The organism is Pigmentiphaga daeguensis, assembly GCF_039523035.1.
In the GTDB taxonomy this organism is placed as follows: Bacteria; Pseudomonadota; Gammaproteobacteria; order Burkholderiales; family Burkholderiaceae_B; genus Pigmentiphaga; species Pigmentiphaga daeguensis.
The window spans coordinates 52,766-77,056 of record NZ_BAAAEN010000018.1 but is presented as its reverse complement, the minus strand read 5'-3'; the positions used below and the strand labels follow the sequence as shown (position 1 = coordinate 77,056).

Sequence of the window (24,291 nt, the reverse complement as noted above, 5' to 3'; positions counted from 1 at the left end):
GAACGGTGCCCGCTACTTGCCGAAGCGGCCGGCCCCTGCTACGATATATTTTATGAACTACGCTTCCACGTATTTTTACTTTTACTTTTTTGGATTTCCAAAGCCGCTGGCGGAGGAAAGGAAGCGTCGTATCTAACGGATTCCTGCCCCAAAAAAGCCGCCAGCGTCCTGGCGGCTTTTTTTGTGCCTGGACGAAACGGTGGGGCGAACCCCCCAAGACATGCATACCAGACATCATTGAAATCCAGGAGAGGATCGTGTCCCACAACACCGACGACTTGCGCATTCGTGAAATCAAGGAGCTGGCTCCGCCTTCGCACCTGATGCGCGAGTTTCCCTGCACCACCAACGTCTCGGAGACGGTCTACTCCACCCGGCAGGCGCTGCACCGCATCCTGCACGGCATGGACGACCGCCTCGTGGTGGTGATCGGGCCGTGTTCCATCCACGACACCAAGGCCGCCCTGGAATACGCCTCCCGCCTGAAGGCCGAGCGCGACCGTTTCGCCGGCGAGCTCGAGATCGTGATGCGGGTGTACTTCGAGAAACCGCGCACCACGGTCGGCTGGAAGGGCCTGATCAACGATCCCGACCTGGACGGCAGCTTCAACATCAACAAGGGGCTGCGCACCGCCCGCCAGTTGCTGCTGGAGATCAACGCCCTCGGCTTGCCTGCGGGATGTGAATATCTGGACATGATCACGCCCCAGTACATCGCCGACCTCGTCTCCTGGGGGGCCATCGGCGCGCGCACCACGGAAAGCCAGGTCCACCGCGAACTCGCCTCCGGCCTGTCGTGTCCCGTGGGCTTCAAGAACGGGACCGACGGCAACATCCGCATCGCCGTCGATGCGATCAAGGCGGCGTCCCAGCCCCACCATTTCCTGTCGGTGACCAAGGGCGGCGTGTCGGCCATCGTGTCCACCAACGGCAACGAGGACTGCCACGTCATCCTGCGCGGCGGCAAGGCGCCCAACTACGACGCCGCCAGCGTGGAAGCCGCGGCCCAGGACATGGCCAAGGCCGGCCTGGCCCAGCGCGTGATGATCGATGCCAGCCATGCCAACAGCAGCAAGAAGCCCGAGAACCAGCCCCAGGTGCTGGACGACGTGGCGCGCCAGATGGAAGCGGGCGACAACCGCATCATCGGGGTGATGGTGGAAAGCCACCTGACGGCCGGCAGGCAGGACCTGGTTCCCGGCAAGCCGCTGGTCTATGGCCAAAGCATCACCGACGGCTGCATCGACTGGGATACCTCGGTGCAGGTGCTCGAGCGCCTGGCCCAGGCGGTGCAGGCGCGCCGGCTGGTGGCGACCAGCAGCGGCAAGTAGGCCGCGGCTAGAGGCCTCGGGTACGGCCCGAGCGCCACAGGACTTCCGGCGCGCCGGCATCCTGGTTGATGGCGCGGGCCAGTACGAACAGCAGGTCCGACAGGCGGTTCAGGTATTGCCGCGGCGGCGCATGGACGGTCTCGACGCCGGCCAGCGCCACCACGCTGCGTTCGGCTCGGCGGCATACGGTACGGGCCATGTGGGCCAGGGCCGCCGGCCGGCTTCCGCCGGGCAGCACGAATTCGCGCAGCGGCGGCAGCCGGGCGTTGTAATCGGCCAGCAGGCCGTCCAGGTGCGCCACGCGCGCCTCAGTCAGCAGGACGTGGCCGGGCATGCTGAGTTCTCCCCCCAGGTCGAACAGATCGTGCTGGATGTCCAGCAAGTCGTGCGCGATGTCCTGCGGCAAGGCTTCGGTCGCCAGCAGGCCCACCGCGCTGTTGAGTTCGTCCACGTCGCCGATGGCCGCGATGCGCGGCGAGTCCTTGGCCACGCGCGGTCCGGTGGCCAGGCCGGTGGTGCCGTCGTCGCCGGTGCGCGTGGCGATCACGCTCAATCGATGTCCCATGAATGCTCCATGATCAGGGTCCCTGTGCATGCCCCTGTGGGCATCGCCGTGCGTGGATTGTAGTCAGGGCGTTTCCGCTTTCCTTCTCTTCAACTGGCTGGGCGAGTATCCGTAGAATTGCCTGAAAGCGTGGGAATAGGCGCCTTCGCTGGAATAGCCCAGCTCGACCGCGATATCGAGCATTCGGCGGCCCTGGCCGTGCAGCTCGAGCGCGCGTGTCATGCGTGCATGATTGCGCCACTGCTGGAACGACAGTCCGGTCAGCTTCACGAAGATGCGCTGCATCGTCTTCTCACTGGCTCCGGCCTGCGCCGCCCATTGCGCCAGCGTCCTGCCATCCGACGGGTCGGCCTCCAGCGCCCGGCAGATCTGGGCGATGCGCGCGTCCTCGGGAATGGGCAGGCCGGCTGCCACGCGCGGGGCCCGGCGGATCTCGTCCAGGATCACCCGGGTCTTCCAATGGCGCGATGAGGCGTCGGCGTGCGAAGCGTCCCAGCGTCCCGCGTCGAAGATCAGTTCCCTGAGCAGGGGGCTGATTCCCGTCACGGCAAAGGCCGGCTCGGCATATACGGCCGCATCGATATACACGCTGTGGTACCGGTAGGGGCGCTCCATCAGCACCGCGTGGGGAAGGTCGGGAGGGATCCAGGCGGCTCGGCTGGGGCCCAGCCGGACCAGGTGGTGCCCGGTCTGGAGCAGCGTGGCGCCACGCTCGGGATACAGCAGCTGTCCGCAGGCGTGGGTGTGGAGCGAGGTTTCGCCGGCCTGGCCTTCGCGCACGACGACGCGCAGCGGCTCGCCCGCCATGTCGACGGGCAGGGGCACGGGCAGCAGGGTCATATGTCGGTTCTTCGCCGAAAACTGACGGTTTCTCGCCAGTGGAAGAAGCGGGCGATTCCTATAGTGCCGGGGATTCCACGGAGGAACGTCATGTCGAAAATCACTCGTCGGCGGTTGGGCGCGGCCTTGGCCGTCGCGGGGGGGGGCTGGAGCGCGGCCGGCCACGCGCAACGCTATCCTGAAAAGCCTATCACCATCGTGGTCGCCTATCCACCTGGCAGCGACACCGACGTCATGGCGCGTCCCTACAAGGGCGTCGCGCCGTCCGTGACCGACGTCGTGGCGGGCCACATTCCGGTCGCGCTTGTGACGATCGGGCCGGTCAGGCAGTATCTCAAGGCAGGCAAATTGACGGCCATCGCGGTGGCGGATCCCGACCGCACGCCGTTCCTGCCGAATGTGCCTTCCATCGCCGAGTCCGGGTTTCCCGACGTGCGCCTGTGCGCCTGGAACGCGTTCTTCGCGCTGGCGGCATGGTCGGCCGTGCCGGCGGGGGGCTCGCCCGCAAAGCTCGGAGCCCGGGTGGCCGCCGACTACCGGCAGTTGGGGCGGCTGATCGACGAATTGAAGATCCAGGCCGACTGACGGCCGGCGATCGTTCCATCTTCCCAGGAGGACACGTGGCGACCCGAACCATACAGACCGCCTCGCATTGGGGCGTCTACGACGTGGTGACCGACGAGCAAGGCGCCATCGTCGATACCGTGCCGTTCCGCGCCGACCCGCATCCGGCCAGCTTCGTGCGGGGCCTGCCCGAGATCGTGCGCGGGCCGCTGCGGATCGACCAGCCCTATGTCCGGGCGGGCTACCTGCGCCATCGCAACGGCCAGGGGCGCGGCGGCGACGCCTTCGTGCCCGTCGGCTGGGACCAGGCCCTGGGCCTGGTCGCCGACGAGCTGGCCCGGGTCAAGGCCGAGCACGGCAACGAGGCCATCTACGGCGGTTCGTATGGCTGGGCCAGCGCCGGCCGGCTGCACCACGGGCCCAGCGTGCTCAAGCGTTTCCTGGGCCTGCACGGCGGTTACGTGGACAAGCGCGGCAACCATAGCTTCGGCGCCGCGCTGGGCATCATGCCCTACGTCCTGGGGCGCTCGGACATCACCAATCTGGTGGCATCGTGGCCGGAAGTCATGGCCTCGACCGAACTGATGGTGATGTTCGGCGGCGCCGCCCTGAAGAATACCCAGCTCGACCCCGGCGGCGCGGTGGTGCACGACAACCCCGACTGGTACCGGAACACAGGAAGCGGCGGGCCCGTGTTCGTGACCATCAGTCCGTCGCGCGCGGACCAGCCGCCCGCGTCCCGTTCGGAATGGATGCCCATCCGCCCGCATACCGATACCGCGATGATGCTCGGCATCGCCCATACGCTGGCCTCGGAAGGCCTGCACGACCGGGAGTTCCTGGCCAGCCATTGCGAAGGCTACGCGCGCTTCGAGGCCTATCTGCTGGGCCGCGACGGCGGGCCGCCCCGCAGCGCGGAGTGGGCGGCGGCCATCACCGGCATTGCGGCCGGCCAGATCCGCGCGCTGGCCCGCAGGATGGCGGGCAGCCGCACCATGGTGAACCTGAGCTGGTCGGTGCAGCGCGCCGATCACGGCGAGCAGCCGGTGTGGATGCTGGTCACCCTGGCCGCGATGCTGGGGCAGATCGGGCTGCCGGGCGGCGGCTTCAGCATCGGCTTCGGCGCGGTCAACGGCATGACGGCGCCACGCGTCGAGGGCATGCCGCGCCCGACGCTGCCGCTGGGGCCCAATGCGATCAAGACCTACGTGCCGGTGGGCCGCATCGCCGACATGCTGCTGCATCCCGGCAAGCAGATCGAGTGCTTCGGCCGGGCCATCACGTTCCCGGACATCCGCCTGATCTATTCCATAGGCGGCAACCCCTTCCACCACAACACCAACCTGAACCGTTTCCTGCGCGCCTGGCAGGCGCCGGAAACGGTCATCGTCCACGAGCCGTGGTGGAACCCCGCCGCCCGGCATGCCGACATCGTGCTGCCGGCGACCACCACCATGGAGCGCAACGACATCCTGGCGCACGAGAACTCCCCTTATTGGATGGCCATGCGGCAGGTCATTCCGCCGGTGGGGCAGGCGCGCAACGACTTCGACATCCTGGCCGAGGTCGCGGGGCGCCTGGGTTTCGAGGCGGCCTATACCGAAGGGCGCGACGAGATGGGCTGGCTGCGCCACATGTACGAGGTCGCGGCCGCCAAGGCCCGGGAGTCGGGCTACGCGCCGCCGGCGTTCGATGCGTTCTGGCAGGCCGGCCAATTCGCCTTTCCCCAGCCCGAGACCGGCTGCGTGCTGCTGGACGATTTCCGCCGCGATCCCGGGGGCCATCCGCTCGCCACGCCCTCGGGCCGGATAGAGGTCCATTCGCGCACGATCGAGGGCTATGGCTACGCGGACTGCCCGGCCCATCCCGCATGGCTGGAGCCGGCCGAATGGCTGGGCGGCGCGCAGGCCGCGCGCTATCCCCTGCACCTCCTGTCCAACCAGCCGGCCACCCGGCTGCACAGCCAGCTCGATCCGGCGCAGGCCAGCCGCGCCAGCAAGGTGGCCGGGCGCGAGCCCATCGCCCTGCATCCCGACGACGCGGAGGCGCGGGGCATCCGGGAAGGCGACGTGGTCCGCGTGTTCAACGACCGCGGGGCCTTCCTGGCGGGAGCCGTGCTGGCCGGGCACCTGATGCCGGGCGTCGCGCAGATCGCCACCGGGGCCTGGTACGACCCGCTGCAAGGCGGCGAGCCCGGTTCGCTGGACAAGCATGGCAATCCGAACATGGTGACGCTCGACAAGGGCACGTCGAGCCTGGCGCAGGGCTCGATGGCGCAGACCGCCCTGGTCGAGATCGAGCGCGTTGACGACGCGCCGCCGGTCACGGCCTTCGTGCCGCCGGCGGTGCGGCGGTGCGGCGGGCCTGATTGGGGGGGCAGGGCGTAAAATCTGGGGGATCCACCCTCAGGCTGTCGATTCATGAATGCCCCCGATTTTTCCTCGCTGCGCCGTCCGGTGCCCCAGGCCTGCCTCGATGCGCTGGCCGCTCATTTCGGCGACCGCCTGTCGCTCAATGCGTCCGTGCGGGAACACCACGGCCGCGACGAGTCGCCCTATCCGGCGGTGCCGCCCGACGCCGTGGTGTTCGCCGAAAGCACCGAGGACGTGGTGGCGGCCGTCCAGGCCTGCGCCGCGCACGGCGTGCCGCTGATCGCCTACGGTTCGGGATCGTCGCTGGAAGGGCATGTGCTGGCCATCGAAGGCGGCATTACGCTGGATGTGTCCCGCATGAACCGCGTCCTGTCGGTCAACCCCGACGACCTGACCGTTACCGTGCAGGCCGGCGTCACGCGCAAGCAACTCAACAACGAAATCCGCGATACCGGGCTGTTCTTTCCCATCGACCCCGGCGCGGACGCCTCGTTGGGCGGCATGGCCGCCACGCGGGCGTCGGGAACCAACGCGGTACGCTACGGCACGATGCGCGACAACATCGTGTCCCTGACGGTGGTCACGGCCCAGGGCAAGGTCATCCGCACGGCGCGGCGCGCGAAGAAATCCTCGGCGGGCTACGACCTGACCCGTCTTTTCATCGGCAGCGAAGGCACGCTGGGCATCATCACCGAGGTCACGGTGCGCCTGTATCCCCAGCCCGAGGCCGTGTCGGCGGCGGTCTGCAACTTCCCCAGCGTCGATGCGGCCGTGGCCGCGGTCATCCAGACCATACAGATGGGTATCCCGGTCGCCCGGGTCGAACTGCTGGACACCGCCACCGTGCGCGCGTTGAACCTCTACAGCAAGCTGACCCTGCGCGAGACGCCGCTGCTGCTGTTCGAGTTCCACGGCAGCCCGGCCGGGGTCGAGGAACAGGCCACGACGGTGCAGGAGATCACGCGCGAGCACGGCGGCATGGATTTCGAATGGGCCGTGCATCCCGAGGACCGCAACCGTCTCTGGGCCGCGCGCCACAACGCGTATTTCGCCACCCTGCAGCTGCGTCCCGGCGCGCGCGCCTCCAGCACCGACGTCTGCGTGCCCATTTCCCGGCTGGCCGATTGCATCCGCGCAACCAACGCCGACCTGGCCCAGGCCAGCTTCCCCACCTGCGTGGTCGGACACGTGGGCGACGGCAACTTCCACGTGCAGATGCTGCTGGACCCGGACAGCGAGGCCGAATGGGCCGAAGCCGAGGCCATCAACCGCCGCATGGTCCGCCGCGCCCTGGACATGGACGGCACCTGCACCGGCGAACACGGGGTGGGCCTGCACAAGATGCAATTCCTGGCCGAGGAGCACGGCGAGGACGCGCTGGCGCTGATGCGGCAGGTGAAACAGGCTTTCGATCCGTTGAATATCCTCAATCCCGGGAAGGTGTTGCCCCCCCCTACGCGCTGAGGGGAAGCCCACCCCCTACGCCCTTCGGGCGCCCCCTCAAGGGGGCGAAACCGGCGGACTGGCAAAGCCAGATCCGCGGTTTCCTGGGTCTAGGGAGGTTATCTTGGACCGAATCATCGGTGCTATCGCTGGCGGCCAGCGATAGCACCGGTGCCACCCCTCAAGAAACAGGTACTAGACCCAGGATGCGGTGGATCCGGCTCCGCCGGTCCACCCGCATCGCCCCCTTGAGGGGGCCCGCGTAGCGGGTAGGGGGTGGGCTTCCCCGGGGGGTAATACCACTATTGGGGAAAGCGGGGGCACGCTATCTTCAGAAGTTACTGGAGATGTGCATGAACGCCCCAACAGAAATCGGGCTGGACCCGATCGCGGCCGAGCGCCAGGTAGAGGTGGTGCAGGCATTGCGCGCTGTGCTTCCCAACTACTGTGTGCTGTTCAGGGAAGAGGACACGCGTCCCTACGAATGCGACGGACTGTCGCTGTTCCGCCAGTTGCCCATGGTCGTGGTGCTGCCGGAGACCGAGGAGCAGGTGCGGCAGGTCCTGCGGTTGTGCAAGCGGATGGGCGTGCCGGTGGTGGCGCGCGGCGCGGGCACCGGGTTGTCGGGCGGCGCGACGCCGCATGCCGAGGGTGTGCTGCTGGGCCTGGCGAAGTTCAACCGCATCGTCCATGTCGACCCCGAGGCGCGCCTGGCGGTGGTGCAGCCGGGCGTGCGCAACCTGGCCATCTCCGAGGCCGCCGCGCCCCACGGGCTCTACTACGCGCCCGATCCCTCCAGCCAGATCGCCTGCACCATAGGCGGCAACGTGGCCGAGAACTCGGGCGGCGTGCATTGCCTGAAATACGGCCTGACGGTGCACAACGTGCTGGCGGCGCGCGTGGTCACGATGGACGGCGAGGTGCTGGAGCTCGGCTCGTCGGCGCTGGACGAGCCCGGCCTGGACCTGCTGTCCATCATCATCGGCTCCGAGGGCATGCTGGGCATCGTGACCGAGGTCACGGTCAAGCTCATCCCGCGTCCGGCCGTGGCGCGGGTGGTCATGGCGAGTTTCGCGTCGGTCGAGGCGGCCGGCGATGCCGTCGCCCGGGTCATCGCGGCCGGCATCATTCCCGCCGGACTCGAAATGATGGACCGGCGCGCCGTGCACATGGTGGAACCCTTCGTGTGCGCGGGCTACGACCTCGATGCCGAGGCCATCCTGCTGTGCGAATCGGACGGCACCGAAGAGGAAGTGGCCGACGAGATCTGCCGGATCGAGGCGCTGTTCGCCCAGTGCGGCGCGACGCGCCTGCAGGTTTCCGGTTCCGAGGCCGAGCGGCTGCTGTTCTGGGCCGGCCGCAAGAATGCCTTTCCGGCGGCGGGGCGGATTTCTCCCGACTACTACTGCATGGACGGGACCATCCCGCGCCGCTGCCTGGGGCGCGTGCTGTCGGCCATCGCCGAGATGGAGCACAAGTACGGCCTGCGCTGCGCGAATGTGTTCCATGCGGGCGACGGCAACCTGCATCCGCTGATCCTGTTCGATGCCAACGACATCGATGAGGTCGAGCGGGCCGAGCAATTTGGCGCCGAGATCCTGGAGCTGTGCGTGGAGGTCGGCGGCACGATCACCGGCGAGCATGGGGTGGGGGCCGAGAAGATCGACCAGATGTGCGTGCAGTTCGCGCGCGAGGAGCTGGACGTCTTCTTCGGCATCAAGCACGCCTTCGACGCGACCGGCCTGCTCAATCCGGGCAAGGCCATCCCGACGCTGGCCCGGTGCAACGAATACGGACGCCGGCACGTGCACCGCGATGCCATCCGCTTTCCCGAGATCCCCCGCTTCTGATTCCCGGCCATGGACGTTCTGTTATCCGATCTTCGCGCCCGCGTGCTGATGGCCCATGTGGGCCGCAAGTCGCTGTACATCCGCGGCGGCGGCACCAAGGGCTTCTACGGGCTGCCGGTGGACCACGATGCCGTGCTCGACCTGTCGCCCTACGCGGGTGTCATCGACTACCAGCCCAGCGAGCTGGTGCTGAGCGCCCGGGCGGGTACGCCCCTTGCTCAAGTCGAGGAAATGCTGGCGGAGCAGGGCCAGATGCTGGCCTTCGAGCCGCCGCATTTCTCGGCCGGCGCCACGCTGGGCGGCTGCATCGCGACGGCGCTGGCCGGACCACGCCGGGCCAGCGCCGGTTCGGTCGGCGATTTCGTGCTGGGCGTGCGCCTGCTGGATGCCCAGGGGCGCGTGCTGCGTTTCGGCGGCGAGGTCATGAAGAACGTGGCGGGTTATGACGTGTCCCGCCTCGTGGCCGGTTCGCTGGGTACGCTGGGCGCGATCCTGGAGGTATCGCTGAAGGTGCTGCCCCGGCCCGCCTGCGAGACCACGCTGCGTTTCGAGATGGACGAGGCGACGGCGCTGCGCCGGATGAATGCCTGGGGCGGCCAGGCGTTGCCGGTCAGCGCCACGGCCTGGTGCGGCGGATGCCTGACCGTCCGGCTGTCGGGCGCCCAGGCCGCGATCGCGGCGGCACGCGCGGCGCTGGGCGGCGAGGCGTTGCCGGACGAAGAGGCCCAGGCATGGTGGCGGTCGCTGCGCGACCATACGCATCCCTTCCTGGCCGTGCGTTCGCTGTGGCGCCTGTCGCTGCCGTCGGTGACCCGACCGCTGGGCCTGGGGCCCACGCTGATCGAATGGGGCGGCGCGCAGCGATGGCTGAGCGGGCCCGTGCCGGCGCAGCGCGTGCGCCAGGCGGCCGCGCTGGCGGGTGGGCATGCCACGTTGTTTCGCGCCGCATCGGTGGACGAGGCGCGGGCGTCGGGCGTGTTCCATCCGCTGTCGACGCCCGTGGCCGCCATCCATCGGCGCCTGAAGAACGAATTCGATCCGGAAGGGGTGTTCAATCCCGGCCGCATGTATCCCGACCTCTAGACACGAACCACCCATTCCATGCAGACACGGCTGACGGAGTCGATCAAGGACACCCCCGATGGCAGGCAGGCCGAGGCCATCCTGCGCAAGTGCGTGCATTGCGGATTCTGTACCGCGACCTGTCCCACTTACCAGGTACTGGGCGACGAACTGGACAGCCCGCGCGGCCGCATCTACCTGATCAAGCAGATGCTTGAGGGGGGCGAGGTCACGGCCAGCACCCAGTTGCACCTGGATCGCTGCCTGACCTGCCGCAATTGCGAGACGACCTGTCCGTCCGGCGTGGAATACGGGCAATTGATCGACATCGGCCGCAGGATGGTCGAGACGCGCGTGGAAAGGGCGCCCGGCGACCAGCTCAAGCGCGCGGTGCTGGGCAGGACGCTGGCTACGCCGGCCTTCGGGCTGGCCATGAGGCTGGGGCAGGCGCTGCGCCCCTTGCTGCCGTCCGCGCTGGCGGCCAAGGTGCCGCCGCGGCGGCCGGCGGGCCAGGTGCCGCGGCGCCGCCATGAGCGCCAGGTGCTGATGCTGGCGGGATGCGTGCAGCCTTCCATGATGCCGGCCATCGACGCGGCCACCCTGCGCCTGCTCGACGCCGTGGGGATCTCGGCCTCGGTCGCGCCGGGCTCGGGCTGCTGCGGCGCGGCGCGCTTCCACCTGAACCAGCAAGCGGCGGCGCTGGCGCAGATGCGCGCCAATGTCGATGCCTGGTGGCCCGACATCGAAGCGGGCCGCATCGAGGCCATCGTGATGAACGCCTCGGGCTGCGGCGCCACCGTGCGCGAGTACGCGCACCACCTGCGCGACGATCCGGCCTATGCCGGCCGGGCGGCGCGGGTGTCGGGCATGGTGCGCGACATCGCCGAGGTGCTGGCGCCGCACGCGGGCGAGCTGGCTCCGCGGTTGGCCGGCCGGCTGGCCGCGCGGCCGGTCTTCCATCCGCCGTGCACGCTCCAGCATTGGCAGGGCCTGAGGCCGCTGGTCGAGCGCCTGCTGGCGGACCTGGGCTTCGCGCTCCAGCCGTTCTCGGAAAGCCACCTGTGCTGCGGATCGGCGGGAACCTACTCGGTGCTGCAGCCCGAGATCGCCGGTGAGCTGCGCGACCGCAAGCTCGCCGAGCTGGGCAGGGCCGGCCCCGATCTCATCCTGTCCGCGAACATCGGCTGCCTGGCGCATCTGCAGGCCGGCACGGATACCCCGGTCGTGCACTGGATAGAAGCGGTCGACGCCGCGCTGGCCGGCAAGCGCGTCAGCGGGTAGGAGACGCCCACATCAGCCGCAGTTCGTCCAGCAGCTTGACGGCCGGCTGGGGAAGAATGCCCTTGGTGCGGCGGAACACCATCAGCCGGCGTTGCAGGGCCGCGCCGGGAATGGGCAGGGTGTCGGCCAGCCCCGCGCCGCGCTCGGCCTCGAACATGGGGTGCGGCATCCAGCTCAGGAAGCCGGCGTGGGCCACCATGCTCTTGATGGCGATGATGGAGCGCGTCTCCACCACGATGTCGGGCGGGGGCAGGCCGCGCGAGGCGAACAGGTGCATGAGTTCGTCGAACGGCGCCGTGCCGCGCGGCGGCAGCACCCATTTGTGGCCTTGCGTGTCTTCCAGGCGCAGCCGGGCGCGCTTGCGCAGCGGATGCGTGGACGCGGCAATGATCTGGCTGGTGTCGTGCCATTCGCAGTCGGGGATCACGCAGATGTCCGCCGTGTCCGGCATCGACACGCCTATGGCGAGATCGATGTCGTGAGTCAGCAGCGCGTCGGTCAGCAGGTCGCCCACGCCCTCGAGCAGATGGACCTGCAGGTTCGGCCATTGGGCCAGCACGCGTCCGATGGCCATGGGCAGCACGAGGCTGACCGCGCTGGCCACCGCGCCGACGCGTATGGTGCCGCGCGAGAGGCCGCGCAGCGCGTCGATTTCCTCGGTGGCCTGTTCCGCTTCGCGCTGTAGCAGGGTGGCGTGGGGGAGCAGCGCCTGGCCGAAGCTGGTCAGCATCATGCCGGTCGCATAGCGCTCGAACAGCGGGGCGCCGATCTGTTCTTCCAGCCGGCGGATGGTGCGGCTCAGGGCGGGCTGGGTGATGTTCAGCCTTTGCGCCGCCCGGCCCAGCGTTCCGTGCTGGACCACGGCCAGGAAGGCGTTGAGTTGGCGTATGTCGAAAGTCATGCCAAAAGGTAATGACTTTTTCCTGAAAAAGCAATGTTCAGGCAAGGGTATGCTGGCCATACTCTCGGGATTCGCCGGGCTCAGGAAACGGACCCCGGCCCGCACACCATCACACCGCGGAGACGAGACCCATGACCACCGTCCGCGAAGCCGTGCTCGACCTGCTGCGCGCCTTCGACATGACCACCATCTTCGGCAACCCGGGATCCACCGAGCTGCCGCTCTTCCTGGACTTCCCCAGCGACTTCGACTACGTGCTGGGGCTGCACGAGGGCGTGGTGGTCGCCATGGCCGACGGCTACGCGCAGGCGCGCCGCAACGCCTCGTTCATCAACCTGCATTCGGCGGCCGGCGTGGGCAACGCCATGGGCACCATCTTCACCGCCTACAAGAACCGCACGCCGCTGGTCATCACCGCCGGCCAGCAGTCGCGCTCCATCCTGCCCTTCGATCCCTTCCTGCATTCGGCGCAGGCCACCGAACTGCCCAAGCCCTACGTGAAGTGGAGCTGCGAGCCGGCGCGGGCCGAGGACGTTCCGCTGGCCATCGCGCGCGGCTACTACATCGCCATGCAGCCGCCGTGCGGCCCGGTGCTGATCTCGGTGCCGGCGGACGACTGGTCGCGAGCATGCGAGCCGGTCGAGGCCCGCCGGGTCGGCAAGCTGCTGCGGCCCGATCCCGACGTCATGGCCGAGATCGCCGGCGCGCTGGACGCTGCGCGGCGTCCGGCCTTCGTCATCGGCGCCTCCGTCGACCGCGACGGCGCCTGGGACGACGTGGTGCAACTGGCCGAGCGCCACAAGGCGGGCGTGTGGGTCGCGCCCATGTCGGGCCGTTGCGGCTTTCCCGAGGACCATCGCCAGTTCATGGGCTTCCTGCCCGCCATCCGCGAGAAGATCGTCTCGATGCTGGGTGGCTACGACTGCATCTTCGTGATCGGCGCGCCGGCCTTCACCTATCACGTCGAAGGCTTCGGGCCGCACCTGCCGCCCGGCGCGAAGCTGGTCCAGCTCACCGACGATCCGCAGGTCGCGGCCTGGGCGCCGGTGGGCACCGCGGCGGTGGGCAGCATCAGTCTGGGTGTGCGCGAACTGCTGGCGCGGGCTTCGCCGCCGGCACGCGAGCTGCCCGCCCCGCGGGCGCCGCTGCCGCGCGCCGAGCCGTCCTCGCCCATGTCGGTGGCCTACGTGCTGCAGACATTGGCCGAGGTGCGCGATCCCGCTTCCATCGTGGTCGAGGAGTCGCCCAGCGCGCGGCCGGTCATGCACAAGTACCTGCCCATGCTGCAAAGCGAGACCTTCTACACCATGTGCAGCGGCGGCCTGGGCTACAGCATGCCGGCCGCCGTGGGCGTCGCGCTGGCCAAGCCGCAAAGCAAGGTCATCGGCCTGATCGGAGACGGCTCCAGCATGTACTCCATCCAGGCGCTGTGGACCGCGGCGCAGCTCAAGCTGCCGATCACCTTCGTGATCCTGAACAACCGGCGCTATGCTGCCCTGACGGAGTTCGCCCCGACCTTCGGCTTCAAGCCCGAAGACCCGCTTGCCGGCACCGACCTGCCCGATCTCGACTTCGTGTCGCTGGCGCGCGGGCATGCCTGCCAGGGTATCCGGGTGTCGGACCCCGCCAAGCTGGCCGGTGTGCTGCGCGAAGCGCTGGCATCGCCGGTGCCCATCCTGGTGGACGTGGAAATCGCCTGATTCCGCCGTCACTATCCCCATTCTTCCAGAGCAGGAGACTGACATGAAAACCCTGACCATGCTGATCGACGGCCAATCCGCCGAGGCCTCCGGCAAGGCGACCTTCGAGCGCCGCAATCCGCTCGACGGCTCGGTCGCGACCCGGGCGCCGGCCGCCACCCCCGAGGACATGACCAAGGCGGTCGACGCCGCCGCGCGCGCGTTCACGAGCTGGCGCGAGACCGGCCCGGGCGAGCGCCGGGCGCTGCTGCTCAAGGCCGCCCAGGCGCTCGAAGCCAAGGCGCCGGCCTTCATCGAGGCGATGGCCGCCGAGACCGGGGCATCGGCCATGTGGGCCGGCTTCAACGTCCACCTGGCGGCGGGCATGCTGCAGGAGGCCGCCGCCCTGACCACCCAGATCAGCGGCGAGGTCATTCCGTCCGACGTGCCAGGCAGCCTGGCCATGGCCGTGCGCCAGGGCGCGGGCGTGGTGCTGGGCATCGCGCCGTGGAACGCGCCCGTGATCCTGGGCGTGCGATCGGTGGCCGTGCCGCTGGCCTGCGGCAACACGGTCGTGTTCAAGGGCTCCGAACTGTGCCCCGCCACGCACGGGCTGATCGTCGAGGCCTTGAACGAAGCGGGCTTTCCCGCGGGCGTGGTCAACTTCGTCACCAACGACCCGGCGGATGCCGGCGCGGTGGTCGAGGCCGCGGTCTCGCATCCCGCCGTGCGCCGGGTGAACTTCACCGGTTCGACGCGCGTGGGCAAGATCATCGCGCAGACCTGCGCCAAGTACCTCAAGCCGGTCGTGCTCGAGCTGGGCGGCAAGGCGCCGCTGGTGATCCTGGACGACGCCGACCTGGACGCGGCGGTCAACGCCGCCGCCTTCGGCGCCTTCGCCAACTCGGGCCAGATCTGCATGTCCACCGAGCGCATCATCGTCGACGAGAAGATCGCCGACGAATTCGTCGCGCGCTTCGGCGCCAAGGCCAAGTCGCTGCCGCTGCAGGATCCGCGCAAGGGGCCCGCGGTGCTGGGATCGGTGGTCGACATGGCTACCGTCGAACGCTGCAACGCCATGATCGACGACGCGCTGGCCAAGGGCGCGGTGCTGGTGTGCGGCGGCAAGGCCGAGAACACGCTCATGCCCGCCACCATCCTGGACCGCGTCACGCCCGACATGCGCATCTACGGCGAGGAATCCTTCGGGCCGGTCAAGGCGGTAGTGCGGGTCGATGGCGTCGAGGCCGCCATCAACAGCGCCAACGACACCGAGTACGGCCTGTCCTCGGCCGTGTTCGGGCGCGACGTGGCGCGTGCCATGCAAGTGGCCAAGCGCATCGAGTCGGGCATCTGCCACGTCAACGGCCCCACGGTGCACGACGAGGCGCAGATGCCGTTCGGCGGTGTCAAGGCCAGCGGCATCGGCCGCTTCGGCGGCAACGCCGGCATCCACGAGTTCACCGAACTGCGCTGGATCACCGTGCAGACCACGCCGCGCCACTACCCGTTCTGATCGCTCCGCTCGCGCCCGTCGCGGCCGGGCGCGGACGCGGGCATCCGTGTTCGTTCATGACAAAACAGGAGACAGACATGAACCGTCAAGCAGGCAAAGCGGCCCTCGCGGCCAGGTGGAGCGCGCTCGCGCTGGGATGCGCGGTCGCCTTCGGCGCCGTGGCGCAAGCCTATCCGACCAAGCCCGTGAAGGTCGTGGTCAACTTCCCGCCGGGCGGCGCCGCCGACCAGATCGCGCGCGCCATCACCGGTCCCCTGCAAGAGGCGCTGGGCCAGCCCGTGGTGGTCGAGAACAAGGGCGGGGCGGGCGGCAACATCGGCGGCGAGGCGGTCGCCCGTTCGGCGCCCGACGGCTACACCCTGCTGATGAGTTCCGGCGGCATGGTGTCAGTCAACCCCTACATCTATCCCAAGATGTCCTTCGACCCGATCAAGGACCTCGCGCCCGTGGCCGCGGCCGCCAAGGTCAAGGTGTTCCTGGTGGTCAAGCCGGGCAAGCTGCCCACCGACGTCAAGTCGTTCATCGGCTACCTGAAGGCCAATCCCGGCAAGCTGACCTACGGCACGCCGGGCAATGGCAGCTCGCCCCACCTGGCCGCGGAGATGTTCCAGAGCCAGGCCGGCGTGAGCGCCGTCCATGTCCCGTACCGTGGCGCCGCGCCCGCGCTGGTGGACCTGCTGGCCGGTCAGATCGACTTCGCCTTCGACCCGGGCATTGCCATGCAGCACGTGCAGTCGGGCAAGCTCAACATGCTGGCCGTGGGCAGCCTGACGCGCTCGCCCATGTTCCCCAACGTGCCCACGCTGGACGAGGCGGGCCTGAAGGGCTTCGATGCCGACACCGTGTTCGGCTTCTACGCGCCCGCCGGCACGCCCAAGGACATCGTCACCAAGCTCAATACCGAGATCAACAAGATCGTGAGCACGCCCGCCTTCCGCGAGCGCCTGGTGGCCCTGGGCGGCGACCCCGCGCCCATGACGCCCGAGCAGTTCCACGAGCGTGCCGAGTACGACGCCAAGCGTTTCGGCGCCATCATCCGGGACCGCAAGATCGTCGGCGATTGATCCCGCCGTGACGGGTCAGGCGTACAGGCGTTCCCGCACTTCCACCGGCTGGATGCGCGGGACGCGCACGCCCAGGCTTGCGTTCAGCTCGCGCAAGCCGCCCAGCAGCCGGGCGGCGATGTCCTGCGAGAGTTGATAGCCTGTGACCGAGTCGCCGGTGATCTGCGCATCGGCGGCATACACCGTGCTGAGTATGTGCCGCGCCCCAAGCGCGTTCAGCACGGGCCGCAGGGCATAGTCCACGGCCAGCAGGTGGGCCGGCGAGCCTCCCGTGGCCAGCGGCAGGACGACCTTGCCCTGTAGCGCGGTCTGGGGAAGCAGGTCCAGGAAGGTCTTCAGTATTCCACTGTAGGCCGCCTTGTAGATGGGCGTGGCGATGATCACGGCATCGACCGGCGCCAGGGACCGGAGCGCGGCGGCAATATGGGCGTCGGTGGTGTCGGCCGACAGCAAGGCCTGGGCGGGCAGGTCGCGCACGTTTAGCGAGCGGGTGGCATAGCCCGCCTGTTCCAGGTGCGCGTCCAGGGTCTGGGCCAGCAGGGTCGAGCGCGAGACGGCCGAGGGGCTGCCGGTAATGGTCAGTATCGAGTGCATGGCGGGCTGCCGAATGTCGAGGCTGTCACCATAAGCCAGCCATCCGCGGAACCCAACCAAGAAATTCGCATTTGCTCAGAAGCTCGGCGTACAAGCGGCTCGTTCACATCTGCTCACGAACCGAACCATCCGCTTGCGACCCCCGGCTTGTGTCCGCCCGGCGGCGCTCATATCTTCCGGTTATTGGCTTATGCGGAAACCGCCGATGGATCTCGTCGTCGCCACCCGCGACGGGCTGTACTGCCCGCCCGGGCGCTTCCATATCGATCCGTGGCGCCCCGTCGAACGGGCGGTGATCACCCATGCCCACGCCGACCATGCCCGCGCGGGGCACGGCGCCTACCTGGCCGCCGCGGCGGGCGAACAGGTGCTGCGCATCCGCCTGGGCGACATCCCGCTGCAGACGCTGGACTATGGGCAGGCGGTGGAGATGAACGGGGTCAGGGTATCCCTGCATCCGGCCGGCCACGTGCTGGGCTCGGCCCAGGTGCGCATCGAGTATCGCGGCGAGGTCTGGGTGGCATCGGGCGACTACAAGCTCGAGGCCGATCCCACCTGCGCACCCTTCGAGCCGGTGCGCTGCCATGTCTTCATCACCGAATCGACCTTCGGCCTGCCCATCTATCGCTGGCCTGGCCGCGAGGCGCTGTTCAGCGAGGTCGACGACTGGTGGCGGCGGAACGCCGACGCGGGACGCGCCTCGGTGCTGTTCTGCTACGCCTTCGGCAAGGCGCAGCGCGTCCTGGCCAGCGTGGACCCGGCCATCGGGCCGGTCATCGCGCATGGCGCCGTGGCCGTGCTCAATGACGCGTATCGCCGCAGCGGCGTCGACTTGCCCGCCGCGCCGCGCGTGACCGACGTTGCCGACCGGTCCATGCTGCGGCGGGCGTTGGTGCTGGCGCCGCCTTCGGCCCAGGGCTCGCCCTGGCTCCGGCGCTTCGGGGATCATTCCGACGGCTATGCCAGCGGCTGGATGCGGGTGCGGGGCAACCAGCGACGCAAGGGCGTGGACCGCGGCTTCGTGCTGTCCGACCATGCCGACTGGCCGGCCTTGCAGCGCGCCATCGAGGCCACCGGGGCGCAGCGGGTCTTCGTGACCCATGGCAGCGCGCACGCCATGGTGCGCTGGCTGCGCGAGCGCGGCCTGGATGCCGAGACCTTCGCCACCGAGTACGGCGACGAAGAGGATGGCGACGAAGAGGATGGCGACATCGGCGATCCGGCGACACCGGCGGACGACGCATGAAAGCCTTCGTCGATCTTTATGCCGCGCTCGACGCCACGACCTCCAGCCTGGGCAAGCGGGCGGCCATGCTCGACTACCTGCGCCATGCGCCGCCGGCCGATGCCGCCTGGGCGGTGTATTTCCTGGCCGGCGGCAAACCGCGACAACTGGTGCCCGCGAAGCTGCTGAAGGAATATGCGCGCGAGGCCGCCGGCGTTCCCGAGTGGCTGTTCGAGGAAAGCTACCAGGCCGTGGGAGACCTGGCCGAGACCATCGCCTTGTTGCTGCCCGACACGCCGCACGCTGACGATGCCAGCCTGGCCGCCTGGATGGAGCACAGCCTGTTGCCGCTGCGCGGCATGGACCCCGGACCCTTGAAGCCCCGCTTGCTGGAGGCCTGGAGCCGGCTCGACACGCGTGGCCGGCTGGTCTTCACCAAGCTCATCACCGGCAGCTTCCGCGTGGGGGTGTCGCGGCTGCTGGTGACGCGCGTGCTGGCCGAGCTGGCCGGCGTGGACGCGAAGGAGATCGCGCAGCGCATGGTGGGCTATACCGACCTGAACGCATTGCCCTCGGCCCAGGGCTATCTGGCGCTGATCGCGGCCGAGGCGCCTGCCGGCCGCCAGGAAAGCGGGATGCCGTATCCGTTCTTCCTCGCCCATCCCTTGCAGGCGGACATCGCCGACTTCGAGCGGCTGCTGGGCCCGCCCGCCGATTGGCTGGTGGAATGGAAATGGGACGGAATCCGGGCGCAACTGGTGCGACGCGCGGGCGGAGCCTGGCTGTGGTCGCGCGGCGAGGAACTGGTCAGCGACCGTTTTCCCGAGCTGCTCCAGGCCGCGGCGGCCTTGCCCGAAGGGACCGTCCTGGACGGCGAGATCGTGGTCCACAAGGAGGGCAGGGTGCAGCCCTTCGCGCAATTGCAGCAGCGGATCGGCCGCAAGACCCTGACCCCGCGCATCCTGCGCGACATACCCGTGGCGTTGCTGGCCTACGACCTGCTGGAGCTGGAGGGCCAGGACTGGCGCGCCCGGCCCCAGCGCGAGCGCCGCGCCGCATTGGACGCATTGCTGGCCGACGCCGGAAGTGCCGGGTTGCTGCCCAGTCCGCTGCTGCTGGAGAGCTCCTGGGAAGACTACGCCCGGCTGCGCGAGAGCTCGCGCGAGCGCGGCGTGGAAGGCATGATGCTCAAGCAGGCCGGCGGCAGCTACGGCGTGGGGCGCAGCAAGGACGTGGGGCTGTGGTGGAAATGGAAGGTGGATCCCTATTCGGTGGACGCCGTGCTGATCTACGCCCAGAAGGGGCATGGCCGCCGCGCCAGCCTCTACACCGACTACACCTTCGCCGTCTGGGACGCGCCTCCGGGAACGCCCGGACGCGGCCTGGTCCCGTTCGCCAAGGCCTATTCGGGCCTGACCGACGACGAGATCCGCCAGGTGGATGCCATCGTGCGCAAGACCACGCAGGAGACCTTCGGACCGGTCCGCAGCGTACTGCCGACCCTGGTGTTCGAACTGGGATTCGAAGGGATCGCGCGCAGCACGCGCCACAAGAGCGGCATCGCGGTGCGCTTTCCGCGCATGTTGCGCTGGCGGCAGGACAAGCCGGTGGAAGAGGCCGACACGCTGGAAACGCTGTCGGCCTTGTTGCCCGCGACGTCGGCCGAGCCGTGACGCCTCATTTCCGGACGCCATGAATCTCTTCCTAAAAATTCGTTGACCGGACGGAGCGTCGCGCATAACCTAGCCGTGATTCGCACATATTGTCCATATTGCGAACAATCAACCGAGGGTGCCGGCATGCATCCCCGCAGATGCTCCGGCTCCTTCCATCGGCCAGAGGAAGCGTTCATGATGATGATGAAGAGAATGGCGGCGGGCGCGGCGGCTGTCCTTGCTCTTGCGGCGGGCACGGCATCGGCGCAGGGGTTCCCCGTCAAGCCGGTGCGAATCGTCGCGCCCTATGTTCCGGGTGGAACGGTCGATGCCCTGTCGCGCGCGCTTGCCGCGCAGTTGTCCGAGGAGTTCGGGCAGCAGGTGGTGGTCGAGAACCGGGCGGGAGCCTCCGGCAACATCGGCGCGGAATATGTCGCCGGCGCCGAGCCCGATGGCCATGTGCTGCTGCTGACGGCCAGCACGGTCATCGTCAACCCGCTCGTAATGAAAGAGAAGCAGCGCTTCGATCTGCACAAGGACTTCACGCCCATCGGCATGGTGGCCAGCACACCCCTGGTCTTCGTCGTGTCGCCGCAAAGCGGCATCGCCACGGTCGGCGATTTTATCAAGGAGGCCAAGGCGCATCCGGACAAGATCAACTTTGGCGTGGGGGGCTTCGGTTCCGGCGGCCACCTGGCCATGGAAACCTTCAACGTCCGGGCGGGCACGTCGATCCCGATGGTGATCTACAAGGGGTCCGCCCCCGCGCTGACGGACATCGTGGGCGGCCAGTTGAGCGCGATCATGGATCCCGTGCTGACCACCTTGCCCTTCGTCAGTACCGGCCGCCTGAAGGCCATCGCCGTCACGGGCGAGCGCCGCAGCGCGCTGTTGCCTTCGGTGCCCACCCTGGGCGAGGCTGGCGTGCCCGACATGGACTTCGTCTCGTGGTACGGCATGTGGGGCCCCGCCGGCATGCCCGAAGCCGTGTCCAGGCGTATCCAGGCTGGCTTGACGAAGGTGCTGGGATCGTCGCAATTCAAGGCCTGGCTGGACAAGCAGGGGATGGTTGCCGGCACGGTCACGGGCAAGCAGTTCGGCGACTATGTCCGGCAGGAAAGCAAGAAGTACGCGCAGGCTGTCGCGGATGCGAAGATCGAACCCAAGTGATCGGGACGGGGGAACAACGGTGGCTGGACGCAAGAAGACTTTCCACGGCGTGACCGTCGGCATCCTGATGGTCAAGACCGGGTTTTGCCGCCTGCCGGGCGATGTCGGCCATGCGGGTACCTGGGACTTCCCCGTGCAGTACCGCATCGTCGAAGGCGCGACGCCGGACAAGATGATGGCGCTGGAATCCTCGGGGTTGCTGGACGACTTCAAGGCCGCGGCGCGGGACCTGGTCGCCGGCGGCGTCGACGGCATCGCCACGACTTGCGGTTTCCTGGCCTTGTACCAGCGGGAACTGGCGGCGGCCTGCGGCGTGCCCGTGGCCTCCAGCAGCCTGCTCCAGGTTCCGCTGGCGCAGCGCCTGATCGCGCCGGACAAGCGGGTGGGGATACTGACCTTCAGCAAGGAGAGCCTGCATGCCTCGCACCTGGAGGCGGTGGGCGTGGATGCCGGCACGCCCGTCGAGGGCATGCCGGCCGACTCGGTATTCGTCACCGCCATCAAGTCGGGCGATGTCGTGCCGCGCCACGAGGCGATGCGTGTCGAGGTGCTCCAGGCCGCCGAGCGGCTGCTGGACCGCCATCCGGACGTCGGCGCCATCGTGTCCGAGTGCGCCAACATGACGCCGTTCAGCGCCGACATCGCGGAGCGCTTCGGCATTCCGGTGTTCGACGGCGTATCGCTGATCAACTGGTTCCAGGCGGGACTGCGGCCGCGCCGCTACCCGGCGGCCTGACGGCCGCGCGGCGTCAGCCGTGCTGGAGCGCGGACGAGACGTTCTCGCACGCTCGGTACAGGTGCTGTGCCAGCGACGAGCCCGTGTCCAGGCAGTCATCCAGGTCCAGTCCGGAGACGACGATGGCGCCGAGCGCCGCCGGGCTTCGTCCTTGGAAGGGGCAGGCGAGCGAGGCCAGCCCGCGCTTGTACTGGCCCACGGTGGCGCAGAATCCCCCTGCCTGGCGGATTTTCCGCAGCGCGGGGCGGACCTTGTCGAAACGGGCCTGGCCCAGCGTGGCCAGGCACAGGTCGTCGGCATACGTGGACAGGATGGCTTTGCCGCTGGCGCAATCGTCGATAGGGAACTGGTTGCCGATATCGATGATGACGTTCATCGGCGTGCGCGGCGTCCAGATGCGTTCGACGATGATGACCCGGTCGCGCGCCGGCACCGAGATCGACACCAGCGCGGAACGGCCGTGCAGGACTTTCTCCTGCAGTTCGACCGCGTAGGGCAGCGCCGCGCGCCGCACGTTGAGCCGGCTGGCGTGCGCCGTGGCGAACAGCAGGCACTCGGGGCCCAAGGCATAGGCGCCGTCGTCGGCCGTGACCATGTCCCAGTGCACGAGTGTCTTGAGCAGGCGATGGACGGTGGTCCGTTCTATGCCCGTGCGGCGCGACAGGTCCAGCGCCGTGGCGCCCTGGGGCGTGCTGGCCAGTTCGCGCAGCACCATGAAGGCGCGGTCTATGGATTGCACCCGTCCGGTGCTGTCGGCATCCGGCTGGCGGTGTTCTGGCGTCGTCTGCAAGGCTAGGGCCTGTTCACGCTAAAGGGAGTTCAGTCTTGGCGGGCGGCGGCGATCGCGTCCTGGACCTTCCGGGTCAACACTTTACCGTAATGGGAGCGCGGCAGGGCGTCCATGAACACCGTGCGCTTGGGGCGCTTGTGCGCGGACAGGCGTTCCCGGCAGAACGCCGCCAGCTCGTCGTGGCTGGGGCGGGAGCCGGGCCGCGCGACGATGGCGGCGGCGACGATTTCTCCCCACTCGGGGTCCGCGATGCCGACGACCGCGGCTTCGAGCACCGAAGGATGGCTGCACAGCACCTGCTCCACCTCGGCCGGCTGCACCGATTTACCGCCCGTGCGGATGATGGCCTTGGCTCGTCCCTGTATGCGCAATCGGCCCCGGGCGTCGAGACAGCCCAGGTCGCCGGTGTGGAACCATGCGCCGTCCAGCACGGCAGCCGTCAGCTCCGGCTGGTTCCAATAGCCTTGCATGACGTGGCCGCCGCGTATCAGCACTTCGCCGACCGTGCCCGCGGGCAGGACGGTACGGCCGTCGCCGATGGCGATTTCGGCGCGGTCGGTCGTGGGGCCGACCAGTCCCAGCGTGCCGGCCGGATCGGCCAGCAGTTCGGAGGCGGCGGACGGCGGCCGATAGCAGGTCCACGGTGCTTCGGTCAGCCCATAGATGACGGAAAAAACGGGACCGAAGGCGGCCACTGCCTGCTCGAACAGTTCCGGCGGCATGGCGGCGGCGCCGATTTCGATGCAGGCCAGCGAGCCGAGATCGACGTGCACGTCGGGCAGCACCCTGAGGATGCGGACCAGGTGCGTGGGGACCAGCGATGTGCAGGTCGGCCGGTATCGCGCCGCCAGCTCGAGAAAGCGCCGGGGCTCGAAATGGCCGCCGAGGATGAGCGTGCCGCCTTGCAGCAGATGGGCCAGCAGCGATATCGCCGCGATCGGCCAGAGCGGCCGCATGTTCAGCATCCGGTCGCCCGTCCATGGCCGGCGCGCCGCCACGATGTTGTGAAGGGCCGCTGCATAGCTGCCGTGCGTATGCACGACGGCCTTGGGCATGCCCGTGGTGCCGCCCGTGTAGTTCAGCGCCGCGATCCGGTCCGGTTCGCATGGGACAGGTGGATGCAGGCCGGTCGTGGCCGCCCCGGCTTCGCCCGCCAGGCTGTCGAGCGGACGGGCATCGATGCCGCAGTCCTGCAGGCCCGGTCGCAGCGCCTGCACCCGGTCGGCGTGCGACGGGCAGTACAGCAGCACCTTCGCGCCGGAGTCGTGCAACTGGGCGAGGTGTTCGGCCGGGTCGAGGGCAGGGTCCAGCGATACCCGGACGCGGCCCGCGCTCATCACGCCATAGTCGGCGAACAGGAAAGCCGGCGTTGCGTCTCCCAGCAGCGCGACGCGGTCGCCCGGCCGGGTGTCGAACGCCGCGAGCAGCCGGTGCGAGAAGGCGAACACTTCGCCCACCAGTTCGGGAAAGCCGTAGCTTCGGCCGCTGTCCGCGTCGATCAGGGCGCAGCGGTCGGGCCAGGCCCGGCGGGCTTGTTCGAGAAGCGCGGGGATGCTCATGGCGGGCGATGAAGGGCGATATGTTCATAATAAACACAAGTTGTGCTCTATACAAACTCTTCCTAAAATCGTCCAGGATGTGCCTTGCAACCGG

At 68.7% G+C, this 24,291-nt stretch carries 20 protein-coding genes; 14 read left to right on the top strand and 6 right to left on the bottom strand.

What is annotated here, in order from left to right; all coding sequences use genetic code 11:
- Nucleotides 1–257 precede the first annotated feature (257 nt).
- The gene (aroG, locus tag ABD104_RS20655; protein ID WP_087837073.1) at nt 258–1,331 is read left to right on the top strand and encodes a 3-deoxy-7-phosphoheptulonate synthase AroG; all 1,074 of its coding nucleotides are present in this window, start codon (nt 258–260) and stop codon (nt 1,329–1,331) included.
- Nucleotides 1,332–1,338: 7 nt separating this feature from the next.
- Here the strand turns inward: aroG and ABD104_RS20650 are convergent, their stop codons facing one another.
- A complete protein-coding gene (locus ABD104_RS20650; RefSeq protein ID WP_087837072.1) occupies nt 1,339–1,896 on the bottom strand; it encodes a cob(I)yrinic acid a,c-diamide adenosyltransferase in 558 nt (185 codons plus the stop codon).
- Between the two features lie 63 nt (nt 1,897–1,959).
- On the bottom strand, nt 1,960–2,736 hold the full coding sequence (locus tag ABD104_RS20645; RefSeq protein WP_087837071.1) for a helix-turn-helix domain-containing protein: 777 nt from the start codon (nt 2,734–2,736) through the stop codon (nt 1,960–1,962).
- 90 nt (nt 2,737–2,826) lie between these two features.
- On the opposite strand from ABD104_RS20645, the gene ABD104_RS20640 reads away from it, so the two are divergent.
- The 6 genes from ABD104_RS20640 to glcF all read left to right on the top strand — a co-directional run bounded on the left by ABD104_RS20640 (nt 2,827) and on the right by glcF (nt 11,308).
- Nucleotides 2,827–3,321: a Bug family tripartite tricarboxylate transporter substrate binding protein gene (locus tag ABD104_RS20640; RefSeq protein WP_343928119.1), complete on the top strand. Its 495-nt coding sequence runs from the start codon at nt 2,827–2,829 to the stop codon at nt 3,319–3,321.
- Between the two features lie 35 nt (nt 3,322–3,356).
- Entirely contained in the window at nt 3,357–5,687 is a 2,331-nt protein-coding gene (locus tag ABD104_RS20635; RefSeq protein ID WP_338617944.1) for a molybdopterin-dependent oxidoreductase, read from the top strand.
- Between the two features lie 33 nt (nt 5,688–5,720).
- Nucleotides 5,721–7,136: an FAD-binding oxidoreductase gene (locus ABD104_RS20630; protein ID WP_087837068.1), complete on the top strand. Its 1,416-nt coding sequence runs from the start codon at nt 5,721–5,723 to the stop codon at nt 7,134–7,136.
- A 332-nt stretch (nt 7,137–7,468) separates the two neighbouring features.
- Nucleotides 7,469–8,965, top strand: coding sequence for an FAD-linked oxidase C-terminal domain-containing protein (locus ABD104_RS20625; protein ID WP_087837067.1), 1,497 nt, complete (start codon nt 7,469–7,471; stop codon nt 8,963–8,965).
- Nucleotides 8,966–8,974: 9 nt separating this feature from the next.
- Nucleotides 8,975–10,048: a glycolate oxidase subunit GlcE gene (gene glcE / locus ABD104_RS20620; protein ID WP_087837066.1), complete on the top strand. Its 1,074-nt coding sequence runs from the start codon at nt 8,975–8,977 to the stop codon at nt 10,046–10,048.
- 18 nt (nt 10,049–10,066) lie between these two features.
- The gene (glcF, locus tag ABD104_RS20615; protein ID WP_343928118.1) at nt 10,067–11,308 is read left to right on the top strand and encodes a glycolate oxidase subunit GlcF; all 1,242 of its coding nucleotides are present in this window, start codon (nt 10,067–10,069) and stop codon (nt 11,306–11,308) included.
- Here the strand turns inward: glcF and ABD104_RS20610 are convergent.
- Entirely contained in the window at nt 11,298–12,209 is a 912-nt protein-coding gene (locus ABD104_RS20610; RefSeq protein ID WP_207958586.1) for a LysR family transcriptional regulator, read from the bottom strand. The genes glcF and ABD104_RS20610 overlap by 11 nt on opposite strands.
- Before the next feature lie 131 nt (nt 12,210–12,340).
- Here ABD104_RS20610 and mdlC point away from each other — a divergent pair, with 131 nt between their 5' ends.
- The 3 genes from mdlC to ABD104_RS20595 all read left to right on the top strand — a co-directional run bounded on the left by mdlC (nt 12,341) and on the right by ABD104_RS20595 (nt 16,468).
- Nucleotides 12,341–13,909 (top strand): benzoylformate decarboxylase, encoded by a 1,569-nt coding sequence (gene mdlC / locus ABD104_RS20605; protein ID WP_338617947.1) that lies wholly within the window; start codon nt 12,341–12,343, stop codon nt 13,907–13,909.
- A gap of 43 nt (nt 13,910–13,952) precedes the next feature.
- Entirely contained in the window at nt 13,953–15,404 is a 1,452-nt protein-coding gene (locus ABD104_RS20600; RefSeq protein WP_087837062.1) for an aldehyde dehydrogenase, read from the top strand.
- A gap of 77 nt (nt 15,405–15,481) precedes the next feature.
- Complete coding sequence (locus ABD104_RS20595) at nt 15,482–16,468, top strand: Bug family tripartite tricarboxylate transporter substrate binding protein (protein ID WP_087837061.1); 987 nt, start codon at nt 15,482–15,484, stop codon at nt 16,466–16,468.
- A 15-nt stretch (nt 16,469–16,483) separates the two neighbouring features.
- Here ABD104_RS20595 and ssuE read toward each other — a convergent pair whose 3' ends face one another.
- Nucleotides 16,484–17,062: an NADPH-dependent FMN reductase gene (gene ssuE, locus ABD104_RS20590; protein ID WP_087837060.1), complete on the bottom strand. Its 579-nt coding sequence runs from the start codon at nt 17,060–17,062 to the stop codon at nt 16,484–16,486.
- Nucleotides 17,063–17,267: 205 nt separating this feature from the next.
- On the opposite strand from ssuE, the gene ABD104_RS20585 reads away from it, so the two are divergent.
- From ABD104_RS20585 to ABD104_RS20570, 4 genes are all read left to right on the top strand, one after another.
- Nucleotides 17,268–18,308 (top strand): ligase-associated DNA damage response exonuclease, encoded by a 1,041-nt coding sequence (locus ABD104_RS20585; protein WP_087837059.1) that lies wholly within the window; start codon nt 17,268–17,270, stop codon nt 18,306–18,308.
- Nucleotides 18,305–19,960, top strand: a complete 1,656-nt coding sequence (locus ABD104_RS20580) for an ATP-dependent DNA ligase (protein WP_087837058.1) — start codon at nt 18,305–18,307, stop codon at nt 19,958–19,960. Before ABD104_RS20585 ends, ABD104_RS20580 begins: the two co-directional genes overlap by 4 nt.
- Before the next feature lie 177 nt (nt 19,961–20,137).
- Nucleotides 20,138–21,112: a Bug family tripartite tricarboxylate transporter substrate binding protein gene (locus ABD104_RS20575; protein WP_343928117.1), complete on the top strand. Its 975-nt coding sequence runs from the start codon at nt 20,138–20,140 to the stop codon at nt 21,110–21,112.
- A 19-nt stretch (nt 21,113–21,131) separates the two neighbouring features.
- Complete coding sequence (locus ABD104_RS20570; RefSeq protein ID WP_279816769.1) at nt 21,132–21,848, top strand: aspartate/glutamate racemase family protein; 717 nt, start codon at nt 21,132–21,134, stop codon at nt 21,846–21,848.
- A 13-nt stretch (nt 21,849–21,861) separates the two neighbouring features.
- On the opposite strand, the gene ABD104_RS20565 is transcribed toward ABD104_RS20570, so the two are convergent.
- Together ABD104_RS20565 and ABD104_RS20560 are read right to left on the bottom strand one after the other, a co-directional pair.
- Nucleotides 21,862–22,638 (bottom strand): IclR family transcriptional regulator, encoded by a 777-nt coding sequence (locus tag ABD104_RS20565; protein ID WP_343928116.1) that lies wholly within the window; start codon nt 22,636–22,638, stop codon nt 21,862–21,864.
- Nucleotides 22,639–22,667: 29 nt separating this feature from the next.
- On the bottom strand, nt 22,668–24,197 hold the full coding sequence (locus ABD104_RS20560) for a class I adenylate-forming enzyme family protein (protein WP_087837055.1): 1,530 nt from the start codon (nt 24,195–24,197) through the stop codon (nt 22,668–22,670).
- Nucleotides 24,198–24,291 lie beyond the last annotated feature (94 nt).